The sequence below is a fragment of the Serratia sp. DD3 genome, assembly GCF_000496755.2.
The window spans coordinates 24,563-43,217 of record NZ_AYKS02000087.1 but is presented as its reverse complement, the minus strand read 5'-3'; the positions used below and the strand labels follow the sequence as shown (position 1 = coordinate 43,217).

Sequence of the window (18,655 nt, the reverse complement as noted above, 5' to 3'; positions counted from 1 at the left end):
TACAGACGGTGCTACTACAGGCTATGTCACTACAGACTATACCGCTACAGACTATACCGCTACAGACTATACCGCTACAGACTATACCTCTACAGACAAGACAAGGCCTCAAACCCAGCAGATGTGGTAGTGATAGCCACATGAGTCACTTCATAATGGGCTACCGCATTAAATGGATCTTCTGCCAGTATTTTATCCAACTGTGCTCGCTCAATCTCTTTAACCAGGATCACACCACCGGTACGGGGATTTTTACGACCCGAAGCCATAAAGATCCCTTGCGCAAAATAGCGTTTTAACCAAGCGACATGCTGTTCAAGGTACCCGTCAACTTCTTCAATTGGGCGGTGGTAGGTCAGGCTGATGATGTACATGGTGTTTCCTTTTGTCAGGTTGTTAGTTGTAAAGAGAAGGCTCACCCGCTGGGCGGGTCTTAAAACGGCGATGTAACCACATATATTGGTCTGGTGCCAACAGGATCTCTTTTTCAACCACCTTGTTCATAAAGGCGGCAGCATCAAGTTCGTTATCCAGCGGAAAGTTTTCTACCGCAGGTTGAATGATAAGTTCATAACCTTGGCCGTGGGGTAGACGCCGTGGAGTAAAGGGAATAATTGCCGGTTTACCCATACGTGCCAGCATGTAGCTACCGGAGGTGGTCGCGGCATTGTCTACCGCAAACAGGGGAACAAAGACACTGCTGCGTGGGCCGTAGTCATGATCGGGGGCGTACCAGATAATCTCGCCTTGTTTCAGGGCGCGGATCATCCCTTTAATATCTTTACGATCCAGCATGGATTTATTGGAGCGCATACGTCCCCAAGTTTGTAGCCAATCTATCAGTTTGTTGTCATGGGGGCGATAGACACCTATTCCTGGATTATAAATACCAAAGGTACGTGCGCCCAATTCCAACGTCAGAAAATGCAGGCCGATCAGCAGAACACCTTGCTGGTTATCCCGCGCTTTTTGTATTTGTTCCAGGCCGGTGACAGTAAACCAGCGCTCGATACGCCAATTGGGCCAGAACCAGGCCATACCGGTTTCAAGTAATCCCATTCCGACGGATTCAAAGTTTTTCCTGACTAATGCGTCACGCTCAACGCTTGTCATCTGCGGAAAACAGAGCTCAAGGTTACGCTGTGTGATTGCTACTCGGCGCTTGAGAAAATGCATGGAGAAGCGACCTAGCCCCGTCCCCAATTGATAGAGGAGCGGGTACGGAAGCATAACCAGCAGGTAAAGCAAACCAATGCCAAACCAAGTGAGCCAATAGCGAGGATGGAGTAACAAACGATTGAAGGTAGGAACTTGCGTCATAGTTTCTCAGCTTAGAAGCAATCAGTTAACACTTATTGCAGAGAAATCGTATACACCTGGCCATTTTCTAATACGGGGGCACTCATTGCCCCAGGTTTACTTGATCCACCTTTGAGCTTGGCCCTGGTCACCAGTTTATTGTGTTCGGTTGCTTTTGGGGCAACGTCATCAATCAGGCTATAGACCGGTTACTTTGCTAAAGGAACAACAAAATCCATTACGTAGAAAGGATTCGGTGTATATGATGATTCGTCTGCTATTTATCCTCTATATTGTGACATTTTTTCTCTGTAACGGGAAAAACAACAGCATTAGTCAGCCTGTTTGTTGGAAAAAAAAGGATTAAGTGATGTTTTTTTAAGATGGGCAATATAAATTGTCGAGAGCGCCATAAACTGGCGATTGGCTATGGTGTTTAATGCTGCGTGGCTGCCGTAAGGGTAGCAACCGGTCATCCTTCTTACAGGTGGGCACTGAGGAGCTGGGAACTCAATGCCCAATTCACAGTCGCTACTCTTTAAATAATCCTTTCACCGCTTGTGGCTCTGAGCGCCAGTATTGGGGCGGTGCTTTTACATTGGCCCCTAATTTTGCTGCGGCATGCCATGGCCAACGCGGGTTATAAAGAATACCACGACCTAGTGCCACCATATCCGCCTGCCCGGTGGCGACAATCGCTTCCGCCTGTTCAGCTTCTGTGATCTGCCCAACAGCGATGGTGGGCATACCAACTTTTTGCTTGATAGTTTCAGCAAAGGGGACCTGATAGTTCGGCCCGATAGGGATCTGTTGCTGAGGGGAAAGTCCACCGCTGGAAATATGGATATAGTCACATCCCAGTTGTTTTAATGCGGCTGTTAATTCAACAGACTGTGGCTCATCCCAGCCGCCATCAACCCAGTCACTGGCTGAAATTCTTACACCAAGCACTTTATGTGCTGGGATTACCTGGCGTACTTCGCTGAATATTTCCAGTAGTAGACGCATCCGGTTTGCTAAACCACCGCCGTATTGGTCTGTACGCTGGTTGCTCAGTGGTGACAGGAATTGATGGAGCAAGTAACCGTGCGCGGCATGTAATTCGATGAGGTCAAAACCAATACCATCAGCATGTTGTGCGGCGGCGACAAATTGCGCCTTTAATTGCTGGATTTGTTCCAGGCTCATGGCTTGCGGAATTTGATCCTGGCTATTAAAGGGCAGGGCGGAAGCAGAAAGCGTTTGCCAACCTCCTTCAGTTGCCGAAATTTGTCCCCCACCTTGCCAAGGGACAGCACATGAGGCTTTACGACCAGCATGGCCTAATTGAATACCCAGTGGCATGCGGCTGTATTGTTTTACCGCTGTTACCACATCCGCCAGTGCCTGCGTGGTTGTTTCATCCCATAGGCCGAGATCTCTGTCGGAAATGCGCCCTTCTGGCGAAACTGCCGTGGCTTCAACAATCAACAAACCCGCACCAGAGTGGGATAGATTTCCCAGGTGAATAGTGTGCCATGGAGTGGCTTTGCCATTATCGGCAGAATATTGGCACATAGGGGCGATAATGATGCGGTTAGGTAGCGGTAAGGCGCCTAGGGTAATGGGGGTAAAAAGTTGGCTCATAATGTCCTTGTGATTGGTCAAAACCGTGATTTTGGTTAACAGGCGGTATGCTCTAATTACACCTGAGTGGGCGGGGGGTCAATGAATATTGCTGGTACTTGCTGCGGTGCAAGTTGCAAGAAGGGCACTGATGCCAGTCATCGGTTTTACTTAATGCCGATGCTTGCTGGTGTTGTCCTACTTGCAACTTGATTAAACGTGACTAGATACGCTTTTTTGAGTCGTTGCCTGATTACTATTTCTCGCGCACACCTTCAACGGAGATGATCAGTTCAACTTCCTGCGAGGCTGGGCCGAGGTCAGTGGTGATGGCAAAATCTTTCAGTTTGATTTTCCCCGCTGCTTCAAAGCCAGCACGGTAGCCGCCCCATGGATCGTTACCTTGACCAGTCAATTTGGCATTGAGGGTGACTGGCTTGGTGACGCCATTCAGTGTCAGGTTGCCGGTGATGATATAGTCTTCACCTTGTTTCTTCACTTCAGTGGACTCAAAAGTGGCTTTCTGGTGTTTCTCTGTGTTAAGGAATTCACCACTACGTAGGTGTTTGTCTCGCTCTGCGTGGTTAGTATCTACACTGGCGGTATTGATGGTGACATTAACTTTATCTTGAGCGGGGTCTTTTTCATCAAAAGTGAAGCTACCGTCAAAGTCTTTGAAGGATCCGTAGAGCCAGCTATAGCCTAAGTGTTGAATACGGAATTCAATAAATGCGTGTTGACCCTGCTTATCTATTTTGTAGTTGGCTGCCAAGGCTGAGCCTGCGTTTAATAACAGGGCTGCAGTGACAAGACCCAATAATTTTTTCTTTAACAACATAACAATCTCCATTTAGCCAATAGGTTAATCGGCGCTGTGACCCAGCATCCGTTTTAAAGTGACATCACTATCGATAAAGTGATGTTTAATTGCTGCCAAAGCGTGTAGTACCGAAAGCACGACAACGGCCCAGGCAAGATAAAGATGGACTGTTCCTGCAGTATCTGCTTGCTGCGGTAAATTGGTCAGCAGTGCCGGTAGATTAAACCAGCCGAAAACACTAATCGGCTGACCATCACTGGTGGAAATAAGGTAGCCGCTGATCAAAATAGCAAACAGAATAACGTATAGAGCAATATGAGTAAGGGTGGCACTGATGCGGGTAAAACGGCTATAGCTATCAAGTGGTTTCGGTGGTGGTGAAATCCAACGCCAAATTACTCGAATGACCAGAACAATAAACAGTATAACACCGATACTTTTGTGGATTTCTGGTGCTTGGTGGTACCAGTTATCGTAATAACCGAGTGTTACCATCCAGAGGCCTAAAGCAAACATGCCATACAGGCTAAGGGCTACCGACCAATGAAGCAGAATAGAAATGAACCCAAAGCGATGGGCAGTATTTCTCCAAAGCATAATAATTCCTTTTGGTGTCAACAGTTGCTGGCTAATAGTTATATATGAATGAAAGGTAATGCAATAATTAAATGTGTTTTATTGACTTTTAAATTTTCTTATTCAGTTTATTTGCCTAAGTTATGGTTAAGTTGGTCAAATAAATGTGGTAATGGGTTGTTTTTAGGCGGAGCCTATAAGGGTGTTTTTTTTTTGAGATCGGCTCGATCTTTGTCTGAATTATTCATTTTATAAATTTTCCACCGGTTTATTATAAGCGGGATGATACAGGACCGCCGAATGTGTTTTATTGTCATATTTTGTTTTTTTAAGTAAATATTACTGTGCACGCTAATTAATAAGTGGTGAATTAAATCGGTGTTGAACAAGAACCAAAGGAAACAGGGTGGTAAGGTTAATATCTTTGTAGTCACTCAAGGAATTAGATTTTTTATTAGGTTAAAAATTAACAGTTGTCCATTTTATTCATTCTTTAACCTAAATAATTCGAGTTGCTTGTAGGAAGCAACTGAGCGACAAATCGGTCAGGACTGATTTGTACAACGCTTGCGTTGGCCCCATCAGCGGCGAGTCGCATGGATGAGACGAGTAACCGCAGCCAGAACCCAAGCAGCTTGAAGTATGGCGAGTATAGATAATTTGCCTCAAGTTACCACTTAACGTCACTTGAGTGACTTTGTCAGGGCGAGTAATGCAGTCAATCCCTCACAATGTGAATGTGATGTGTATAATAGACGTGTTCTTGAATCTGCAGGCCTTTGACGCAAGGAAATCAAATGAATAACGTTGAGTTTAATGATCGTAAACTTCGTTTGCTGATAATGCTGGCGATGTTGGTGGTGATCCTTGCTGGAATAAAGGCGGCTGCAGATATCGTCGTACCGTTCTTGCTAGCGGTATTCCTGGCGATTGTGCTGAATCCGTTAGTCGCTTTGTTGGAACGCTGGCGGGTACCCAGAGGATTAGGGGTGATGCTGATAGTGATGGCGATAGTGGTGATATTGTTCACATTCATCAGTATGCTTGCCTCATCACTGAATGAGTTTGCACGGACATTGCCACAATACCGCGGGATAATGCTGGAAAAGTTGCATGATCTGCAATATTACGCTGAACGTTTCAATATCGACCTGACTTTTTCGGCTGATGCGATAATTAAGTTGGTTGATCCTGGCACCACGATGAATCTGGTGACCCGGCTGTTAAGCCAACTTTCCGGGGTGATGACCAGTGTTTTCCTGCTAATGATGACCGTGGTTTTTATGCTGTTTGAAGTCAAGGTGTTGCCCTTCAAACTCCAGCAGGCATTGGATAAACCTAAAGAAGGAATGGTTACCATCAAACGTGCCCTGAAAGGGGTTACACATTACTTGGTGATCAAAACTATGTTCAGCTTGGTGACAGGGCTGATTGTCTGGGGCTTTCTGAGTTGGATTGGGGTACGCTTTGCCTTTATCTGGGGCATGATGGCCGTTATGTTCAACTACATTCCTAATATTGGTTCTGTCATTGCGGCTATCCCACCGCTGATTCAGGCGCTGTTATTTAATGGATTTGCTGATGCACTGGCGGTAGCCGGGGGATATATCCTGATTAACCTGATTATCGGTAATATTGTGGAGCCGCGTATTATGGGACGTGGGCTCGGGCTTTCTACATTGGTGGTGTTTCTTTCGCTGATTTTTTGGGGTTGGTTGATGGGGCCAGTGGGTATGTTGCTATCGGTGCCACTGACTATGATTGCCCGTATCTCGTTGGAAACGATGGATGGGGGCTATAAGGTAGCGGTGATCCTGGGGGATGGGCAGGTAAAAAAAGAAACAGCGGCAGAATAAGTTGCCGTGATTACACGGCTAACAACTCCATCGCAGGCTGGGTTAACGTGGCGGTTGATGGATAAAAATAACGTAACACATTATACAGTGAGTAAAATTCTAACCGGTTACGAACATTGACCTTTTCGGTGATATGACGTTTATGTACATATACAGTATGGGTGCTGATATCCAGCTTTTTGGCAATGCGATAGTTGGGTATTTCAGACATCCAATATCTCATTACCGCGAGTTCTTGTGGGCTGAAGAGTGAATAGTACCCATTGTTCATTAAGCTAACCGGTCTATCACGCAATAAACTCAATACGTCAAGCATCGCCGCCTTATTGAACATAAAGGTGTTATCGGCAATTCGCATTGGCATATCGCTGTAGGGATAAGGTGCATCAAGGTAGATATACAGTGTTGATTGCCGGGCTGCGTTGAAAAAGGTCTGAATCAGCGGGTTATTTTCACTATACCGGCAGTAATCGGTTAAGTTCACCAAGATATGGGTAGGTTTGATGTTGGCTAATAGCAACAGCGCAGATTGAATGTCTTGGCAACAGGTCACAGAAGCGAAGACATGATCAGTAAAGCAGTTGGCGACCGCCAAACGAGTGAAGCCACATTCATCCATAACGAGTAGTTTCATACTGACATCCTTGTTAGTAGTATATTTTTATTACATGTAAGTCGCTGGTGAGTGCCAACCAGCATAAACCTGCAGATTATACAGGTTTAGATCACACCCTATGCAGCAGTATGTTCAATCCTGAATCCTGAATCCTGATGCGATAGCTGGGTATCCTGTCGGTAAACTATACTACAAATAATTTGCGTTACAAGATGGAGACGTAACTCAATTCTAGGTTATTTTCGAATTAGGTTTTCCCAGATATCGAGATGATGAGGTACTTGCCTGGTAGACATACCTTGTCTATTCAAGTGGCTGCATTGTATTAGCTGCTAAAATGCCTAACTCCCACCTGTTACTCTATTAGGTGCAGTTATTCCGCCCTGTAATTTTACTGGCTTTTAACAGCGATTCAAGGTGCAAGAGCAAACAATCTAGTGAGCGCCATTTAGGCGCTCTTACTGGATTACTACTACCTGCAACTTGAATGACGCTGGGGTAAATTAATGTTTTCTTCGGTCAAGATCTTGGTAATCGGTTGATTCTATTTTGGCGATGCCAGCCTCAAGGATATTGATTAATTGGCGGGCAACATCCGTGGTTAGCCAAAGCGTCCGGTCAACTTGTGCCTCTTCGGCTGATTGGTCTTGTGAAGATAGGTAATGAAGGCGAATCATCATGGCATTATAAACATCGACTGTGCTGATATCCCAGCCAACCAGTGGATGTGTTTGTATTACTTCATCATTTCTGCCCATAGAGACCCCTTATCAAGTAGTGACAAGCATAGGTTAGTTACGAGGAGCAGTGCATATCATCGTTGAGATGAGTTATTACAGTATAAGCGTCAATATTCAGGTGTGGATCTTTTTATACTCGTCATTCTTCAAACTGCTTGGGTGTGAGCGGACTTGCCACCTACAAGCAACTCGAATTATTTAGAGTATAGGGCGAATTAGAGAAAATAAAAAAGCCGAAGAGCGACCTCCGGCAAAACAACGACTACATGGCAGAATTACTCTGCAGTAAACCAATCGTCGGCACTTTCCCAGGTTTCCTGAAGTATTTCCGCGATCAGCTCTTTCTCTGTTTTATTACCCCCCAACACCGAGAGCCCGTTAGCACTGGCATAGCGAATTTGTACTGCGGCGTCAGGAAATTGACGATTCACCCGCTTACTGAATTCGTTTGTCAGGGCTTCAATTGCTCCTGGTGGCAGTGGTTTGGTTTTATCAATAGTGATTTCAACACGCATGGTAACCCCCAGCATTCAAGACTGTTTATTTATACAGTATGTGAATGATGGAGGCAAGTATAAATCAAGATGAAAAATATTAGCAATCAACCACTGACCAATTGATGTTCTCACCAGCCAGAAAAGGCACAATCGCTTCTTTATTATCTAAAGTAATTTCCTCTGGTTGGCTAACGGGTAGCCGCTGCAACACGATGAAATCCTCGTTGACGGGTAAGTCATAGAAGCGCGGGCCATTGAGAGAACTAAAGGCTTCCAGATGCTCCAATCCGCCCAGTTGTTCAAAGATCGTCGCGTATACAGCAATGGCATTCGGTGCGTTAAAAACACCAGCACAACCACAACTTGATTCTTTGCGATGCTTTGCATGAGGAGCAGAATCCGTTCCCAGAAAGAATCTGTCTGACCCGCTGCTAATAGCCTGGCATAACGCATCTTGGTGAATGTTACGCTTGAGGATTGGGAGACAAAACAGGTGAGGGCGAATACCACCAACCAGCATATGGTTACGGTTGAACATCAGGTGCTGCGGGGTGATGGTTGCTCCCAGAAATCGGTCGCCTGCCAATACGTATTGCGCCGCTTCTTTAGTGGTAATATGCTCGAAAACGATTTTCAATTCAGGGAACTGGCGGCGAATAGGTTCCATTACTTGATCGATAAAATAGGCTTCTCGGTCAAAAATATCGACATGTTTATCAGTCACTTCACCATGGATTAGCAGTGGCATCCCCATTTTCTGCATTTGCTCGAATAAAGGATAAATCCCTTTAACGTCACTGACACCATGGCTGGAGTTGGTGGTCGCATTGGCAGGATAGAGTTTAGCTGCAGTAAACACACCCTGTTCGAAACCCTTTGCCAATTCCTCCGCTGTCAGTGAATTAGTCAGATAGCAAGTCATCAAGGGCTTGAAATGATGATTCACCGGGATGGCGGCCATAATTCGTTCCCGATAACTTAATGCTGCGGCAACGCTAGTGATGGGGGGGGCCAGGTTTGGCATCACAATTGCCCGGCCAAATACTTGACTAGTATAGGGCAGAACCGTTTTCAGCATGTCATCATCACGTAGATGGAGGTGCCAATCATCAGGACGGCGGATTTTCAGGGTTTGAGGTTGTGCTGTCATAGGGTGGGGCTCCGGCAGTTAAAAGGCTGAATAGAAGCGCGTAACTGTGGGTTATTTACGCCGGGGTGTAAGGATAAGCGGAAATGGCTTGCGATGCATCTATTTGTTGATAATGGGTTCTTAGCGACATAGATAAGAACGGTCTGTATCGGCAGATATAAAAAACCGCCCTGACCAGACTGGTTCAGGGCGGGTTAAGGTCATTTGCCGTTAAACGGCTATGCGAGCACGCCGCATAACTTAATCATTAATCGGCTGTGGCTTGGTAGCCGGTGCAATCGCTTGATTGACAGCTGCATGCCCACCAGCGGCACCTTTACCTGTAAAGTCAAAGGCAGGGCGTTGCCAGTCACTCGCGGGTACCACTTCCGCTTGGTAAGCCGGTGCCGGTGCTTTAGTCACTGGCGCGGTTGCTATGTGCTTATACAGCACTGGTTGTGCATTAATAACCGGTGTTGGCGCTATTTGCTCAACCACAACAGGCATTGCTTGTTCTGGCAGCACTTGTTCTGGCAGCGCAATAACTTCGCTTACTGTTGTTGCTTCTGGTTCAGTAGTCACTACTGTAACCTCTGCTTCGACGGGTTGCGATGTTGTCATGGCAACCGGTGTTTCAACCAGCACGTTTTCACTCGGTACTTCAGCGATGACTTCTACCGATGCTGTTTCTATCACTACTGATTCAGTCACTACTGATTCAGTCACTACTGATTCAGTGGCTGCAGGCAGAAGGACTTCTTCCACAACTGGCTGGGTCTCAACGGTATCGACAACAGGCTGTTGTGCAGAGACCATTTCAACCACGACCGGTAAAGTGGTCAGTGACTCTGTAACCACTGCTGCGTTTTCGGTTGTGGCTTCAGTCTGAACTTCAGCCGATGGCGCCGCTTGTACGATTGGATAGCTTACCCAGACCTTACCTGAAGCTAATTCCGGTGAGGCAAAAGCGCCAGCCAGTGGCATTGGTGCGTGGGTTGGATAGCGCTCGTCACGATAGCGACGACGACGCTGACCACTGACGCGCAAATGACGCGGCGAACGACGAGAGCGGCGCGGCATACCATTTTCAGTATTATTGCGATCACGGTGATCGGCTGGTGCATCAGCGGTAGACGGCTCTGCGATTGCCTGTGGCAGCAGCTTCACACTATCTTCTTGCACCGGAAGGTGTTTTTCTTCTGCCGGAACCTGAGGCGCTTTAGGTGCCAGTAACTCTTCTGCTGCACGGTGCAGCTCTTCCTCTACCGACAGAACGCGAACTTTCTGCGTGAGCTGACGGCGTTGGCGGCGCTGTGATGGCTGCTGGTAACGATCTTCTTGCTCTTCGTCATTAGCGATGATCACCACATCTGCACTTTCGATCGCTTTGACTTCTAGCGGGGATTGGCGTTTTTCGTCCTGACGGCGGCGTTGACGTTCAGGGCGTTGTTCACGACGCTGTTGTTGATCATCCCGTTGCGGTTTCGCTACTTCTTCAGTAGGTTGAACCTCACTGTTGACGGTAGCTTGCGCATTCTGCTGGTTGTTACGGCGATTATTTCTACGCTGTTCGTCACGATTGTCACGATTGTCACGATTGTCACGCGATTCACGGTTATCGCGACCTTCGCCACGATTGCGATCACCGCGCTCACCTTTATTATTACGGCCAGGGCCTTGGCGTCGTTGACCTCGGCGGTCTTGACGACGGTTGTCGCTCTCTTCCTGGGCCGGACTTTCTGCCGGTTTGTCTGCACTTGGCGCATCAACACCCGAGAACATCGATTTAAGGCCACCAAACAGGCGGCTTAACAGCCCGGGTTTGTCAGCAGTTGTTGCGGACACCGTTGTTTGAACCGTTGTTTTAACGGTTGTTTTAACCGTTGCTGCTGGTTCACTGATAACAGGGTCGTCAGTTGATGGTGGTGCCTCGGCTGCCAGTGTAAAGGAGGCTAATGCCGGTTGTTCCGGGCGTTTGCGCTCCATCGGCGCATCTTCTTGCGGCTGTGCCATCTCTTCTTCATACAACTTCGGTAAGAGATAACTCAGTGTTGGGGTATCTTCACCCTTACGCACACGGAGCACTGAATAATGTGGTGTTTGCATTTGATCATTAGGCACGATGATCGCTTTCACACCACCTTGGCGTTTTTCAATCGCACTGACAGCATCACGTTTTTCATTCAACAGGTAAGATGCCACTTGAACTGGAACGATAGCGTGGACTTCTTTGGTATTCTCTTTCAGTGCTTCTTCTTCGATCAGACGAAGAATAGAGAGAGCCAGGGATTCGTTATCACGAATAGTGCCGGTGCCAGTACAACGTGGGCACACATGATGGCTGGACTCACCTAATGATGGGCTGAGGCGCTGGCGAGACATCTCCAACAGGCCAAAGCGGGAGATACGTCCAATCTGAATACGGGCACGGTCCTGACGCACCGCGTCACGCAGGCGGTTTTCTACTTCACGCTGATGACGAACCGGTGTCATATCGATAAAGTCGATAACGATCAAGCCACCCAAGTCACGCAGGCGCAATTGGCGCGCAATTTCATCTGCAGACTCCAGGTTGGTATTGAAAGCGGTTTCTTCAATATCACCACCGCGAGTGGCTCGGGCAGAGTTGATATCAATGGCGGTCAAAGCTTCAGTGGTATCGATAACGATGGAACCACCAGAAGGCAAGCGCACTTCACGCTGGAAGGCTGACTCGATTTGCGACTCAATCTGATAATGGCTGAACAGTGGGATCTCACCACTATAAAGCTTGATCTTGCTAGTGAAATCCGGGCGCCCCAGTGCAGCAATATGCTCTTTGGCCAGATCGAGCACTTTAGGGTTGTCGATCAGAATTTCACCGATGTCTGGGCGCAGATAGTCACGGAACGCACGGACTATCACATTGCTTTCCTGATGGATCAGGAAAGGGGCCTGGCGCCCTTCAGCCGCTTTTTTGATGGCTTCCCAGTGTTTGAGACGGAACGACAGGTCCCATTGCAATGCATCGGCAGATTTGCCCACACCTGCAGTGCGCACAATCAACCCCATGCCGTCTGGTAGTTGTAGCGAAGAGAGTGCTTCTTTCAGTTCGGTACGGTCGTCACCTTCAATGCGGCGTGATATGCCCCCAGCGCGTGGGTTGTTAGGCATCAGAACAAGGTAACTACCTGCCAGGCTGATAAAGGTCGTTAAAGCGGCCCCTTTGTTGCCACGTTCTTCTTTATCAACCTGAACAATGACTTCCTGACCTTCTCGCAATACATCTTTGATGTTTGGGCGGCCATGAGAGGAGTAATTATTGGGAAAGTATTCGCGAGCGATTTCTTTCAGAGGGAGGAAACCATGTCGTTCTGCGCCGTAATCGACAAACGCGGCTTCAAGACTGGGTTCAATACGGGTGATTTTTCCTTTGTAAATGTTTGCTTTTTTTTGCTCGTGGCCAGGGCTTTCAATATCCAGGTCATACAGCCGCTGTCCATCTACAAGGGCAACACGCAACTCTTCCTGCTGAGTTGCGTTAATCAACATTCTTTTCATCTTAACTTACTCATTATTTTTACATTATCGACAAAGCTGCGGGCACAATCACTTCATGGCCGTGTTCAACCGAAAACCCCGTGTCATCTCGCAAAGTCGTCAACCTCACGGTTGTCGCTTGCATAGGGGCGCATAATTTCGGCAAGCCTGAATTTCTTTTTGAAAAACAGCGCTTTTTAACTCTGGGAATAGCCTCTGACTTATGTTGACAGATCTGATTCCATCTAGCGGCCAAGCTGCAACCCGCAGCCCGCTAATTGTTTGATTTCACATTGCGTCTTACGCCATTGCTGCGCTTTTGTGCTATCAGACAAACTATATAATTCCACAATTTTCCCCATGTTAATGGGAATCAGCACGGAAAGTTACTGCATTATTCCATTGCTGGTACTGCTATAGCAAGATGACTTTTCCTTATGACGCCGACAATCTTACAATTGACGGGGTCTTGTAGTATCCAAATGACCTGAAGCTTGTATGAAGCTTGGGTCTCTACCTGCCATTTTTCAAACTGCTTCATGTTGACAACAAGCTGAACAAAGCAAGGTATAGATTGTAGTTAAGCACATAAAAAGAGGTGGCGCTATTCACTGGCTCTATTTAGAATCTCGCACCATGAAAACGACCAATCCGACAGTACAGTTAATCACGATTTCTGATGATGAAGCCGGTCAGCGAATCGACAATTTTTTGCTTGCACGCTTGAAAGGTGTGCCTAAGAGCATGATTTATCGCATTGTGCGAAAAGGCGAGGTGCGGGTCAATAAAGGGCGCATCAAGGCTGAATATAAATTGGTGGCGGGTGATGTGGTGCGTATTCCACCGGTACGTGTTGCCGAACGTGAAGATGCCCCGGTTTCTGCCAAGCTGGATAAAGTAGCCGCGTTGGCGGACTGCATCCTTTATGAAGATGACCATCTGTTGTTGTTGAATAAACCTTCCGGCACTGCAGTTCATGGCGGCAGTGGCTTGAGTTTTGGTGTGATTGAAGGGTTGCGTGCATTACGCCCTGAAGCCCGCTTTCTTGAATTGGTGCATCGGCTGGACCGCGATACCTCTGGCGTATTGATGGTGGCCAAGAAAAGGTCAGCGCTGCGTTCCCTTCATGAACAATTACGTTTAAAAGGAATGCAGAAAGATTATCTGGCGCTGGTACGGGGGGAGTGGCAATCCCATTGCAAGGTGGTACAGGCACCGTTGCTGAAAAATATTTTGCAAAGTGGTGAACGCATTGTGCGGGTTAACAGTGAAGGTAAACCGTCGGAAACCCGTTTTAAGGTGGAAGAGCGCTTTGGCCATGCCACCTTGGTAAAGGCCAGCCCAATCACGGGGCGCACACATCAGATTCGTGTGCATACCTTGCATGCTGGACATCCTATTGCGTTTGATGATCGCTATGGCGACCGGGAATTTGACCGTCAGTTGGCGGCTACAGGCCTGAAACGCTTGTTCTTGCATGCGGCCATGCTGCGTTTTGAACATCCTGCCAGTGGTGAAACTGTTCGTATCGAAGCACCAATGGATGACGAATTACGTCATTGCTTACAAGTGTTGCGCGCGCAGGCCGCTAAAAAATAATCTTTATGCCAGCGGGTTGATGCCTTCGACCCGTAGCATGGCCAATAGTGCAATTAGCGGCAGGCCAATCAGTGTATTTGGGTCGCGGCCTTCGAGTTGTTGAAATAACGCAATGCCTAATCCTTCACTTTTGAAGCTACCCGCACAGTTGAGCGGTTGTTCCCGTTCAACATAGGTAGCAATTTCACTGGCAGTTAATTCACGAAAATGGACATGGAAAGGTTCGCATAGGGTTTGTAATTGTCTACTGCGGCTGTTGTAAAGCGCTAACCCAGTGTAGAAGGTCACCCGTTGACCGCTAGCATGGTGCAATTGTTTGCAGGCATTGTCGACGGTATGGGGTTTGCCGGTGATGTTGCCGTTGATAACGCAAACCTGATCTGAGCCGATAATCAGATGATCAGGGTAGCTCAAGGCCAAAGACTGCGCCTTTGCTGCGGCAAGACGTAATACCAGCGCTTCTGCATTTTCCCCCGGAAGCGGGGTTTCATCAGTCTGCGGGGCGGCACAAATAAAAGGCAGGTGCAATTTTTCCAGCAGTTGTTGGCGATATATTGAGGTTGAAGCCAGTAAGATTTGTTGCATTATTTTTTCCACAAACCATAGCGCAAAGAGGTCACTCATTTTAAACTGTTCGCCGCTCTGGAAGCGAATATTGGTGAAAGGTGCCATTTTATGGCCTTTTTCTTTGACTCTAAGTCGTTACAAAGTTAATATGCGCGCCCTATGCAAAAGGTAAAATTACCCTTGACCATTGATGCGGTACGTACCGCTCAGAAGCGCCTGGATTATACAGGTGTTTATACTCCTGAGCAGGTGACACGTATTGCCGATTCTGTGGTCAGTGTGGATTGTGATGTCGAAGTCGAGTTGTCGTTTAATATCGACAACCAACGTCTAGCGGTGATAACAGGGCATGCGGATGTCGCGGTAACGTTGATGTGCCAGCGCTGTGGTGTGCCGTTTGCACATCAGGTCCACACAACATATTGTTTTAGCCCGGTCGTCAATGATGAACAGGCTGAGGCATTACCGGAAGCGTACGAGCCGATCGAAGTTGACGAATTTGGTGAAGTCGATCTGCTGGCAATGATTGAAGATGAAATCATTCTTTCACTGCCTGTCGTTCCGTTACATGAATCTGAACACTGTGAAGTGTCCGAAGCGGACATGGTATTTGGCAAACTGCCTGCAGAGGCGGAGAAACCTAATCCATTTGCCGTATTAGCCAGTTTAAAGCGTAAGTAATCAAGGAGTAAGGTCCATGGCCGTACAACAAAACAAACCAACCCGTTCCAAGCGTGGTATGCGTCGTTCACATGATGCCCTGACCACAACTACATTGTCTGTCGATGCGACTTCTGGCGAAACTCATCGTCGCCATCACATCACTGCCGACGGTTTCTACCGCGGTCGCAAGGTTATCGGCTAAGTAAGCGATATCTTGGCTCGTCTAACCCTGGCGTTAGATGCAATGGGCGGGGATTTCGGTCCCTGCGTTACGGTGCCTGCTTCACTGCAGGCATTAGCTTCTAATTTACAGCTTCATCTTCTTTTGGTCGGTGATCCCGACGCTATCTCTCCGTTACTCACCACCGTTGACCCGTTATTACTGAAGCGTTTGCAGGTTATTTCTGCCGAATCGGTGATTGCTGGTGATGCTAAACCGTCACAAGCGATCCGTGCCAGCCGTGGGACTTCGATGCGCGTTGCGCTGGAGCTGATTAACAGCGGAGATGCACAGGCTTGTGTCAGTGCGGGTAACACGGGTGCGTTGATGGGCTTGGCTAAATTATTGATCAAGCCGCTCGATGGTATTGAACGACCCGCTTTGATGACAGTGTTACCTAACCAGCAGCACGGTAAAACGGTGTTGTTGGATCTGGGAGCCAACGTGGAATGCGACAGTACCATGTTGGTGCAATTTGCCGTGATGGGTTCGGTGATGGCGGAGGCGGTATTGGGTATTGTGCAACCACGTGTTGCCTTGCTCAATATTGGTGAGGAAGAGACCAAAGGCCTGGATCATATCCGCAAAGCGGCAAGCGTGCTAAAAAGTACGCCAGCAATCAACTATATTGGTTACCTGGAAGGGAATGAATTGCTCACCGGTAAAACCGATGTCATGGTTTGCGATGGATTTGTCGGTAATGTCACCCTGAAAACCATGGAGGGCGTGATAAGAGTGTTATTGTCACTCTTAAAGTCATCCTCTGAAGGGGGGAAGACGTCATGGTGGTTGAAATTGTTAGGCCAATGGCTACAAAGAAAGGTGGCAAAACGTTTCGGTCATCTGAACCCAGACCAGTATAATGGCGCATGTCTGTTAGGATTACGGGGAACTGTAATCAAGAGCCACGGTGCAGCGAATCAACGCGCATTTGCCGTTGCTATTGAGCAGGCGGCACAAGCGGTGCAGCGGCAAGTTCCAGAAAGGATTGCTGCGCGCCTTGAAACTGTATTACCCAAGAGTGACTGATCGTACATGTATACTAAGATTCTCGGTACGGGGAGTTATCTCCCGGTACAAGTACGCACCAATGCCGATTTAGAAAAAATGGTGGATACCACTGACGAGTGGATTGTCACCCGTACTGGTATTCGTGAGCGTCGTATTGCTGCCCCAGACGAAACAGTGGCAACCATGAGTTTCCATGCCGCATCTAAGGCATTGGAAATGGCCGGTGTGGCTAAAGAAGATATCGGTTTGATCGTGGTGGCAACCACCAGTTCAAGCCATGCGTTCCCCAGTGCGGCTTGCCAACTGCAGCAGTTATTGGGGATCCAGGATTGTGCAGCCTTCGATATTGCAGCCGCTTGTGCTGGTTTTACCTATGCGTTGAGTGTAGCCGATCAGTATGTGAAAAATGGTGCGGTGAAACATGCATTGGTGATCGGTTCTGATATGTTGTCACGGACACTCGACCCAGAAGATCGTGGCACCCTGATCCTGTTTGGTGATGGGGCGGGTGCGGTGGTATTGGGGCGCTCTGAAGAGCCGGGTATTATCTCTACTCATCTGCATGCGGATGGTCGCTATGGCAACCTGCTGACCTTACCGTATCATGATCGCCAGGACCCGGAAAAACCGGCCTATCTAACCATGGCGGGGAATGAAGTCTTTAAGGTCGCGGTGACGGAATTAGCGCATATTGTCGATGAAACGCTGGCGGCTAACCAGCTTGAACGTAGTGAACTGGATTGGTTGGTTCCGCACCAGGCAAATCTACGTATTATCAGCGCGACGGCAAAAAAACTGGGCATGGGAATGGATAAGGTTGTGGTGACGCTTGATCGTCATGGCAATACGTCAGCGGCTTCCGTTCCTGCAGCGCTCGATGAAGCAGTACGTGACGGGCGGATACAACGTGGGCAACTGGTGTTGTTGGAAGCCTTCGGCGGCGGCTTTACCTGGGGTTCGGCGCTGGTTCGTTTTTGATTTGACAGGAAGATAGATATGTCGCAATTTGCTTTTGTTTTTCCAGGCCAAGGGTCACAAACCGTTGGTATGTTAGCTGATTTGGCTACGCAGTACCCCATTGTGGAACAGACGTTCAGTGAAGCGTCGGCAGCGTTGGGGTATGACCTATGGCAATTGGTGCAACAGGGCCCGGTGGAAGAGCTAAATAAAACATGGCAGACACAGCCCGCGTTGTTGGCTGCCAGTGTAGCTATTTTCCGTGTCTGGCAACAGCAGGGCGGTAACATGCCCACCATGATGGCTGGGCATAGCTTGGGCGAGTATTCAGCCTTGGTGTGTGCTGGGGTGTTGGATTTTACCGCTGCTATCCGCTTGGTGGAGTTGCGTGGTAAGTTGATGCAGGAAGCGGTGCCTGAAGGTACTGGCGCCATGTATGCCATTATTGGCTTGGATAACGAATCTATTGCCAAAGCCTGTGAAGAGTCGGCCCAAGGGCAGGTGGTTTCACCGGTAAACTTCAATTCACCAGGTCAGGTGGTGATCGCTGGGGAGAAAGAGGCAGTAGAACGTGCAGGGGCAGCGTGTAAGGCTGCTGGTGCAAAACGTGCCTTACCACTTCCTGTGAGCGTTCCTTCCCACTGTGCATTGATGAAACCAGCGGCTGATAAACTGGCGGTAGCGTTACAAGCGGTGACGTTCAGTGCACCTCAGGTGCCCGTCGTCAATAACGTTGATGTGCGCATCGAGACTTCACCAGACGCTATTCGTAATGCGTTGGTGCGGCAGTTATATAACCCGGTACGCTGGACTGAAAGCGTACAATTTATGGCCGCAGATGGGGTAACTCTGCTGCTGGAAGTGGGGCCAGGTAAGGTGCTGACAGGGTTAACCAAACGCATTGTTGACACGCTGGCAGCCGCTGCGGTAAATGATACTGCCAGCCTGGCTGCAGCACTAGGCCAATAAAGAAAAGAGGAA

At 48.1% G+C, this 18,655-nt stretch carries 18 protein-coding genes; 7 read left to right on the top strand and 11 right to left on the bottom strand.

The window, feature by feature from the left end; genetic code table 11:
* Window positions 1-89: 89 nt before the first annotated feature.
* The 5 genes from IO95_RS17215 to IO95_RS17195 all read right to left on the bottom strand — a co-directional run bounded on the left by IO95_RS17215 (window position 90) and on the right by IO95_RS17195 (window position 4,321).
* Window positions 90-374 carry a YciI family protein gene (locus IO95_RS17215; RefSeq protein ID WP_023492576.1) on the bottom strand — a complete coding sequence of 95 codons (285 nt, stop codon included), beginning with the start codon at window positions 372-374 and terminating at the stop codon, window positions 90-92.
* A 22-nt stretch (window positions 375-396) separates the two neighbouring features.
* The gene (locus tag IO95_RS17210; protein ID WP_023492575.1) at window positions 397-1,320 is read right to left on the bottom strand and encodes a Kdo(2)-lipid IV(A) acyltransferase; all 924 of its coding nucleotides are present in this window, start codon (window positions 1,318-1,320) and stop codon (window positions 397-399) included.
* A gap of 510 nt (window positions 1,321-1,830) precedes the next feature.
* Complete coding sequence (locus IO95_RS17205) at window positions 1,831-2,925, bottom strand: NADH:flavin oxidoreductase/NADH oxidase (RefSeq protein WP_023492573.1); 1,095 nt, start codon at window positions 2,923-2,925, stop codon at window positions 1,831-1,833.
* A 235-nt stretch (window positions 2,926-3,160) separates the two neighbouring features.
* Entirely contained in the window at window positions 3,161-3,739 is a 579-nt protein-coding gene (locus IO95_RS17200) for a YceI family protein (RefSeq protein ID WP_037386319.1), read from the bottom strand.
* A gap of 27 nt (window positions 3,740-3,766) precedes the next feature.
* A complete protein-coding gene (locus IO95_RS17195; protein ID WP_023492571.1) occupies window positions 3,767-4,321 on the bottom strand; it encodes a cytochrome b in 555 nt (184 codons plus the stop codon).
* Between the two features lie 776 nt (window positions 4,322-5,097).
* Between IO95_RS17195 and IO95_RS17190 the strand changes: the two genes are divergently transcribed.
* Window positions 5,098-6,156, top strand: coding sequence for an AI-2E family transporter (locus IO95_RS17190; protein ID WP_023492570.1), 1,059 nt, complete (start codon window positions 5,098-5,100; stop codon window positions 6,154-6,156).
* Window positions 6,157-6,166: 10 nt separating this feature from the next.
* Here the strand turns inward: IO95_RS17190 and IO95_RS17185 are convergent, their stop codons facing one another.
* From IO95_RS17185 to rne, 5 genes are all read right to left on the bottom strand, one after another.
* Window positions 6,167-6,790 (bottom strand): LuxR C-terminal-related transcriptional regulator, encoded by a 624-nt coding sequence (locus tag IO95_RS17185; protein WP_023492569.1) that lies wholly within the window; start codon window positions 6,788-6,790, stop codon window positions 6,167-6,169.
* 485 nt (window positions 6,791-7,275) lie between these two features.
* A complete protein-coding gene (bssS, locus tag IO95_RS17180) occupies window positions 7,276-7,530 on the bottom strand; it encodes a biofilm formation regulator BssS (RefSeq protein WP_037386300.1) in 255 nt (84 codons plus the stop codon).
* A 257-nt stretch (window positions 7,531-7,787) separates the two neighbouring features.
* A complete protein-coding gene (dinI, locus tag IO95_RS17175; RefSeq protein WP_023492207.1) occupies window positions 7,788-8,027 on the bottom strand; it encodes a DNA damage-inducible protein I in 240 nt (79 codons plus the stop codon).
* Between the two features lie 79 nt (window positions 8,028-8,106).
* Window positions 8,107-9,159, bottom strand: a complete 1,053-nt coding sequence (gene pyrC, locus IO95_RS17170) for a dihydroorotase (RefSeq protein WP_023492209.1) — start codon at window positions 9,157-9,159, stop codon at window positions 8,107-8,109.
* A gap of 240 nt (window positions 9,160-9,399) precedes the next feature.
* The gene (gene rne / locus IO95_RS17165) at window positions 9,400-12,678 is read right to left on the bottom strand and encodes a ribonuclease E (protein WP_023492210.1); all 3,279 of its coding nucleotides are present in this window, start codon (window positions 12,676-12,678) and stop codon (window positions 9,400-9,402) included.
* A gap of 615 nt (window positions 12,679-13,293) precedes the next feature.
* Here rne and rluC point away from each other — a divergent pair.
* Window positions 13,294-14,256: a 23S rRNA pseudouridine(955/2504/2580) synthase RluC gene (gene rluC, locus IO95_RS17160; protein ID WP_023492211.1), complete on the top strand. Its 963-nt coding sequence runs from the start codon at window positions 13,294-13,296 to the stop codon at window positions 14,254-14,256.
* A 3-nt stretch (window positions 14,257-14,259) separates the two neighbouring features.
* On the opposite strand, the gene IO95_RS17155 is transcribed toward rluC, so the two are convergent.
* Window positions 14,260-14,841, bottom strand: coding sequence for a nucleoside triphosphate pyrophosphatase (locus IO95_RS17155; protein WP_200874180.1), 582 nt, complete (start codon window positions 14,839-14,841; stop codon window positions 14,260-14,262).
* A gap of 141 nt (window positions 14,842-14,982) precedes the next feature.
* On the opposite strand from IO95_RS17155, the gene yceD reads away from it, so the two are divergent.
* Genes yceD through fabD form a run of 5 tightly spaced genes read left to right on the top strand, consistent with a single transcriptional unit; the run spans window position 14,983 to window position 18,643 of the window.
* The gene (yceD, locus tag IO95_RS17150; protein ID WP_023492213.1) at window positions 14,983-15,504 is read left to right on the top strand and encodes a 23S rRNA accumulation protein YceD; all 522 of its coding nucleotides are present in this window, start codon (window positions 14,983-14,985) and stop codon (window positions 15,502-15,504) included.
* A 16-nt stretch (window positions 15,505-15,520) separates the two neighbouring features.
* Window positions 15,521-15,688, top strand: coding sequence for a 50S ribosomal protein L32 (rpmF, locus tag IO95_RS17145; RefSeq protein WP_004943042.1), 168 nt, complete (start codon window positions 15,521-15,523; stop codon window positions 15,686-15,688).
* 12 nt (window positions 15,689-15,700) lie between these two features.
* Window positions 15,701-16,735: a phosphate acyltransferase PlsX gene (gene plsX / locus IO95_RS17140; protein WP_037386294.1), complete on the top strand. Its 1,035-nt coding sequence runs from the start codon at window positions 15,701-15,703 to the stop codon at window positions 16,733-16,735.
* A 6-nt stretch (window positions 16,736-16,741) separates the two neighbouring features.
* Window positions 16,742-17,695, top strand: coding sequence for a beta-ketoacyl-ACP synthase III (locus IO95_RS17135; RefSeq protein ID WP_023492215.1), 954 nt, complete (start codon window positions 16,742-16,744; stop codon window positions 17,693-17,695).
* An 18-nt stretch (window positions 17,696-17,713) separates the two neighbouring features.
* Window positions 17,714-18,643, top strand: coding sequence for an ACP S-malonyltransferase (fabD, locus tag IO95_RS17130; protein WP_023492216.1), 930 nt, complete (start codon window positions 17,714-17,716; stop codon window positions 18,641-18,643).
* Window positions 18,644-18,655: the final 12 nt, after the last annotated feature.